The organism is Streptomyces sp. MB09-02B (assembly GCF_033794485.1).
Lineage (GTDB): Bacteria > Actinomycetota > Actinomycetes > Streptomycetales > Streptomycetaceae > Streptomyces.
In genome coordinates, this window is record NZ_JARGEE010000498.1 from 1 (window position 1) to 5926 (window position 5926).

The 5926-nt window shown below is 63.9% G+C and carries 6 protein-coding genes; 4 read left to right on the forward strand and 2 right to left on the reverse strand.

The window, feature by feature from the left end:
- Positions 1–877 precede the first annotated feature (877 nt).
- The 4 genes from P1P70_RS38940 to P1P70_RS38960 all read left to right on the forward strand — a co-directional run bounded on the left by P1P70_RS38940 (position 878) and on the right by P1P70_RS38960 (position 3999).
- The gene (locus P1P70_RS38940; protein WP_319246219.1) at positions 878–1576 is read left to right on the forward strand and encodes a hypothetical protein; all 699 of its coding nucleotides are present in this window, start codon (positions 878–880) and stop codon (positions 1574–1576) included.
- Positions 1577–2135: 559 nt separating this feature from the next.
- A complete protein-coding gene (locus P1P70_RS38950) occupies positions 2136–2525 on the forward strand; it encodes a hypothetical protein (protein WP_319246220.1) in 390 nt (129 codons plus the stop codon).
- Between the two features lie 334 nt (positions 2526–2859).
- Entirely contained in the window at positions 2860–3330 is a 471-nt protein-coding gene (locus P1P70_RS38955; RefSeq protein WP_319246222.1) for a GIY-YIG nuclease family protein, read from the forward strand.
- 381 nt (positions 3331–3711) lie between these two features.
- Positions 3712–3999 (forward strand): DUF3303 family protein, encoded by a 288-nt coding sequence (locus P1P70_RS38960; RefSeq protein ID WP_319246224.1) that lies wholly within the window; start codon positions 3712–3714, stop codon positions 3997–3999.
- Positions 4000–4331: 332 nt separating this feature from the next.
- Here the strand turns inward: P1P70_RS38960 and P1P70_RS38965 are convergent, their stop codons facing one another.
- Both P1P70_RS38965 and P1P70_RS38970 read right to left on the reverse strand, forming a co-directional pair.
- Positions 4332–4823, reverse strand: coding sequence for a nucleotidyltransferase domain-containing protein (locus tag P1P70_RS38965; RefSeq protein ID WP_319246228.1), 492 nt, complete (start codon positions 4821–4823; stop codon positions 4332–4334).
- A 346-nt stretch (positions 4824–5169) separates the two neighbouring features.
- Positions 5170–5625 carry a MarR family transcriptional regulator gene (locus tag P1P70_RS38970; protein ID WP_319246226.1) on the reverse strand — a complete coding sequence of 152 codons (456 nt, stop codon included), beginning with the start codon at positions 5623–5625 and terminating at the stop codon, positions 5170–5172.
- Positions 5626–5926: the final 301 nt, after the last annotated feature.

Here is a 5926-nt window from a genome sequence, read left to right on the forward strand (position 1 = left end):
CCAACGAGTACTTCCTGGGGGCAGCCATGGTCGATGTTCCTCTCATGAGAACCATCTGACCCTCTGTCAGCACCCTCCGCATCTCGGGGGAACCTCAACGAAGAAGGTGTCTCCATGAATGTACGCCTCGGGGGGAGAGCTTCCCAGGCTCCTGATCGCCCGCCCTGGACCGCCCTCGCTGGGCTCCTAGCACTCAGCGTTGTGCTCACTGTCTGGGCGGTGCCTGACCTGGCAGCACCGCTTAGCACTGCGGCGGCAGTGCTCGGAGGCTTTGTCACTGTGTACACGGCCGCACGAGGTAAGGGGCAGCACAGCGGCCGCTGCACTGTCGTGAGCGAGTCGGCGCACCACCCCAGGGATGCTGAGGTGGAGCCGCCCGAAGCCAGCCCTCTCGGTCTTCGGTAAGTGTCTGACTGCGTGACAACGCCGACAGACAGCGGCGGACAAGCACGGACATATGCGGACCATCGGAGCAGGTGGGAGGGGCAGCGGCCCAAGGCCGAACGCCCAACCAGTTTGCTTCGGGACGAAAAGGTCGCCGTGCCACAGCCGTGCCAGAAGCAGGGGTCAGCAGCGGTCAACAGGGGTGGCTAGCGGGTGCATCCGCGCCCGCTAGCTCGACCAGCGAAGCCGCAGGTCACCCGTCGTACGGCCCAGCCTCTCTCCTAAAGCGGTGCTCAGTGAGCCGTGGACTATCCGTGGGCTCGTCCCGCCTGATCTTCCATGTGTAGGGCTACCAAGCCTCCGGAGCCGCAGGCACAGGTTTGGGTCCGTCGAAGGCTGCTCAACATGTAATGGTGGCAGTCGCGCCTGTCGGGGAACGCGCAGCCCCGACGATCAACGTCGCGCTTCTCGGGGAGTCGCTACCTTGCCTCTATTGACGATCATAGGTCCTATCGTCGGCGCCGTAGTCGTAGCGATTGTCACCTACCTCACCTCACGGCCGCGAATGAAGGCGGAGGTTCGTAAGCTGGAGGCCGAGTCGGAGCGGACCAGAGCCGAGACGACCAAGATTCTTTCGGAGCTCCAGGTGCGGCCGTCGGATGCCGCTGGAATTAGCGCACTGCCAAAAGGTTGGTACGTGACCGGAGCACGTCCTGAAGACTATGAATTCGGCATCGACACACAGGTCTTCCATAGTGGTCGCGCCAGCGCTTTCATCCAAGCGCGCCCTGCGGCCAGAGAGTTCGCATCCCTCGCCCAGTGGTTCAAGGCAACCTCGTACCGTGGCAAGCGAATGCGTCTGTCCGCGATGCTCAAAACCACCGATGTCGCCAACTGGGCTGGACTCTGGCTTCGCGTGGATGACGCCTTGCACAATGTGTTGGAGTTCGACAACACCATGGATAGTCGAAGTCTTTCAGGTACCCAGAGTTGGAGTCGACGCGATGTTGTCCTCGATGTTCCCGGCGAAGGTGCGACGATCTACCTCGGGCTCATTCTCACGGGTGAAGGACGCGTCTGGTGTGACGGCATGGTCTTCGAGGAGGTGGGACTTGATACGCCGGTTACCCGTAACGTCGGAAATTTGCTCGACCATCCGGAGAACCTTGACTTCGGGTCTGGCACTTACTGATGTGCATCATCGTGCACCACTATCCCCCTCATGACGAGGGCGTGAAGCCGGCGGACTGGTCGAGGTGGAAGGCAACGCCCGGAACTGTCGGCGTCCAGCCCTCACACAGGGCGAGCCGAACAGCCGTGGCGGCACGGGATGGCAGTACGGCTCAGCCTCGCGGCCGATCCAGTTGCTCGGATGCGGCTGGTCGGTGGTGACCACGAGCGTCGTCCCCGGGGTGTCCGCGCGCTCGACCGCGAATGTGCACGGCGACCAGGCCAGCCCTTGGAAGTACGTCGGCCTGCCCCGCAGCCGCCAGCGGTAAGCCGTGCCGTCGACAACGATCCGTCGTGATCCCCTGCGGACCAGCGCCATGACTCCCCCTTCCACGGCGACGATGCTAGCGACCCCGGCCCCACCGCCCGTCTCAGTTTCCGTCTCATTCAGCACCGTTCGCGGCCGTTCAGACGAGACCGAGGCCGGTGGCCGCTCCAGCGGCCGAACGCCCATGAACGCAGGTGAACGCCCCGGCACTCAGCCCACCACTCCACCACCACAGTTGGAAAGCGTGTTGGTCATGCTGAGATTCAGAAGCGTTGGGCCTGTGACGATACCGACTCCTGATGAGAATGTGTCCGGCATGGAGACACCCACGGCCCCTGACTGCGCGGATGAGGAGCATGCCGTCATCGCTCACTTCCGCCTTGCCCGCGACGGCTTCGGAGAGGCCGACCAACGCGAGCTGGTTCGCGAAGCTCGGCAGGCGATGGCGACAGCGGTCGAGGACGCTGGTGCCGGGGAGGTGGACGGCAACGAGTTCGGAGGAGGCGAGGCCGTGGTGTACGCCTATGGGCCGGACGCCTGGGCTCTCTTCAACGTCATGGAGTCGACTCTGCGCAGTCTGCCGTTCAGGCCGGCGCACGTCCTTCTGAGACACGGCGACGGCGAAACGCGGGTGGACTTGTAGGCCCGCCAGTCAGCCGCGGAGACTTGTTGCGTTACGCACTGAGGGCCCAGGGCGCACCACAGGCGCACCAGATCGAGCGGGGAACAGCGGGGAATCACGGTGAAAACACCCAAGCCCGCAGCAGTCACGAACCGGCCGTTCGAGCAGGTCAGCCCTCACAGCAGACCCCCGATGCCCGCAGCTTCCCAAGCTGATGTCACGCAGCTGCGTGGCTGGGGACGCTGTCAGCGGCGACCAGTAGCCTGCGACGATCAGCCGTCGCGCGCCTGGAGGTGCCGTGGAAGCTACCGCTCTCGCCAGTCCCGATCAGTTGTGGTCGGCGCAGGAGGTCTTGGTGCGTCCGAGTCCTGTACCGGCGGCGGCAGGGGTCTACAGGTGGCACTTCGAGCAGTCGTCCCACCCCGACCTGGACGCTGGTCGCCTGCTGTACGTCGGTATAGCCCCGCGGTTCATGGCGAACCGGACCAGCACGCAGAACCTTCGCAAGCGGGTGCGCTACCACTACCGGGGCAACGCGGCCGGCTCGACACTGCGGCTCACCCTCGGATGCCTGCTCGGGCTTGAGCTGCGCCTCGTGGGCAGCGGCAAGCGGATGACCTTCGGCAAGGCCGGCGAAACGACCCTGAGCCAACGGATGGCGGACAACGCGCGGGTGTGCTGGATTGAGCAGAGCGAGCCATGGGACCTGGAGTCACAGCTCATTTGCCAGCTCGACCTCCCGCTGAACCTCGACCAGAACCGCCACAACGCGTTCCACAGCCGACTGAAGGAGATACGAGCCCAAGCACGCCAGCGAGCACGATAGTTGCCCATCAGCTGGTAGGCCGCCGAACGGGCCGTTGTCTGGGCCGTCCCTGGGCCGTCCGACGCTGCTCAACAGTGGCCAAGGACGACCAACGACGACCACGGGGCGCACAGCCCCACCGCCCCTGACCAGCAAAAACCCAGCTCACCAAGATCCCCGGCAAGACCCAGGGCAAGAAGACAGCTCTTGACTCGCCCATTGAGACCCCACCGACCTCGTGGATGTCTGCGCACAGCGACGCCATCTCTCCTTCGACGTCACGTAGGGCGTAGGAAATGTTGCGGATGGTGATCAACTGAGGTGAAGCTGAGCTGGATGCACCGGATCCCAGCGAGCGCGGGACGGAACCGCGCAGGTCGCGGTGCGCGAGGAGAGCGTGCGATGCGGATGATGATGAAGGCCCGCATGGACACCCAGATGTCTAACCAGGTGACGAAGGGCGGAGCGATGCCCAACTCGCTGAAGTCAGCGATGGAGCGGCTGAAGCCGGAGGCCGCCTACTTCACCCCTGAGGGCGGGCGCTCCATGATTCTCGTGTTCGACATGCAGGACAGCTCGCAGTTGCCCTCCATCGCCGATCCGTTCTTCCAGGAGATGGGCGCGGAGGTCACATTTGAGCCGGTGATGAACCTCGACGATTTGCAGAGGGGCCTCGCTGCCCTGAAGTAGCAGAGCTGACCTCAGCAACCGCATGCTGAAGGCCCCTTGTGATCGGGCTGTACAGCAGTGAAGTACCCCAACCTCAGCAACCGACCTTGTCCGCTAGCGTCCCTCAAGGGTCCCGCATGGCGGTCATGGCCGTCGCTGACCGATCCACATAGAGCTACGGATCAGAAGGCTTCTGACATCCACGGCTGACATCAACGACGTCGGACGGAGGCGTACACCAGCGTCTCTGTCCGGCCGTCGCGCCAGTTGCCGACCGCAGCCAGAGCAGGCACGAATCGAACTCCTAAAGCGGGTGTCGCAAACTTCAGTTCTGCCTCGGACGGAAGAGCCGGTCAGAAGTGAGTGGCGATGCCGAATGCCTTCCGGAGCTGGGCCATGTCATGGCGGTCGTGGTCGGCCGGTTCGTACCCTCGGTGAAAGTAGACCTGCTGCTCGGGTGACAAGCACGGGACAGTGACGCCCTGGATCATACCGGTAACGAAGCATGATGACGGATAGACGAACGACTGCTCAGGGTCGGGTGAGGCTTGCACCGCGGACCCATCAGCCCCGAGGACCAGCGGGTGCAAATCGATCTCTCGCCCGTTCGGGTCTGCGACGACGAAGCGCACGGGACGCCAGTCGAGGGTCTGAACGAACCCGGCACCCGCAAGAGCCGCCACGACGGCCGGCTCCTGGTTCTCGCGGTGCATCAGGTCCAGGTCACGGTGCTGACGGGTTTGCTCTCCTACCAGGGCATCAATGCCCCATCCGCCGCCAATCCAGATGTCAACGTCCTGTTGCCGCAGCACAGCCAGGATGGACAGTACGTCGTCGGCTGTCATCACCCGTGCACGGTAGCGCTGATCATCGGGGCTCGCGAATGACTTCTGTGCAACCTCCCGGAGGCCAGTTGCTACGAACTGCGGCAACTGCGGTGACCGGCAGTGGTACGGCTCAGCTTCTGGGCCGTACCTGGGCCGTACGAGGCTGCTCGACAGTGGCCAATGACGACCACCAGACCCACGCGCCCGCCACCTCTGAGCTGGGAAAACGCAGGTCACCAAGATCCCCGACAAGACCCAGGGCAAGAAGACATCTCTCGCCCCACCCATCGCTCCGCCGACCTTCGGCTTCCGTCAGACTGGGCATGCCCGTCTGTAGCTGCGGACCGCCCCGGCCGGTGGGCAGCTACGGAAGGTCACTGTTGCCTCCAAGATTGGCGATCATCCGGCGGAGTACGTTCAAAGTGGTCACATAGTCGACCGTCTCCACGCCGTCGTGCATCTGCTCGTGGACCTTGAGGCTGCGACCCCTCGCACGCTGTCGTCCCTCTTCGCCAGCCTCGGTGAGGGTGAGGCCGCCGTTGAGCTCCGCGATCCAGCCGCGGGAGGCAAGGTCGGCGTAGACCGCCTCGAATGCGGTGTCTTGGCGGTCGAAGGGGGAGAGCTTTACGGTCAGGGAGGAACGGGTCCACTGCCCGGGGGCGCCGGCAACGTGGTTGAGGATCCACCAGTGCGGTTGCGTGAGCCCTTCCTCGGCGAGGGCGGCACGTATGCTGCCAACGATGATCTCGTTTGCGACCCCGCTCCAGTAGCCGATGGGCTGGGCGGCAAGCTGATCCTGTGAGTACTCCTTGATCGTCATGCCAGAAACGTAAAACCCGAAGCGCAGTTGAGGTCAACAGCTGACATCCAGTACTGACATCAGCGGCTGTGGATGACCGCGCATCGCAAAGGTTGGTCGTGGAGCCAATCGTGCCGACCGGAACCTGCTAAGTAGCGCAGGGACAGCAGGCGGATCGAACCCCCGAAGCAGCGCTCAGCCATCTGTGGACTATGCGTGGACTTGAGGTTCCCCTCGTAGCGTGGAGCCGTGACAGCAGGGGAAGTTGAGTGTCATGGCGGAGAAGCGTCGGAAGTTCACGGCGGAGTTTCGTGAGGGGGCG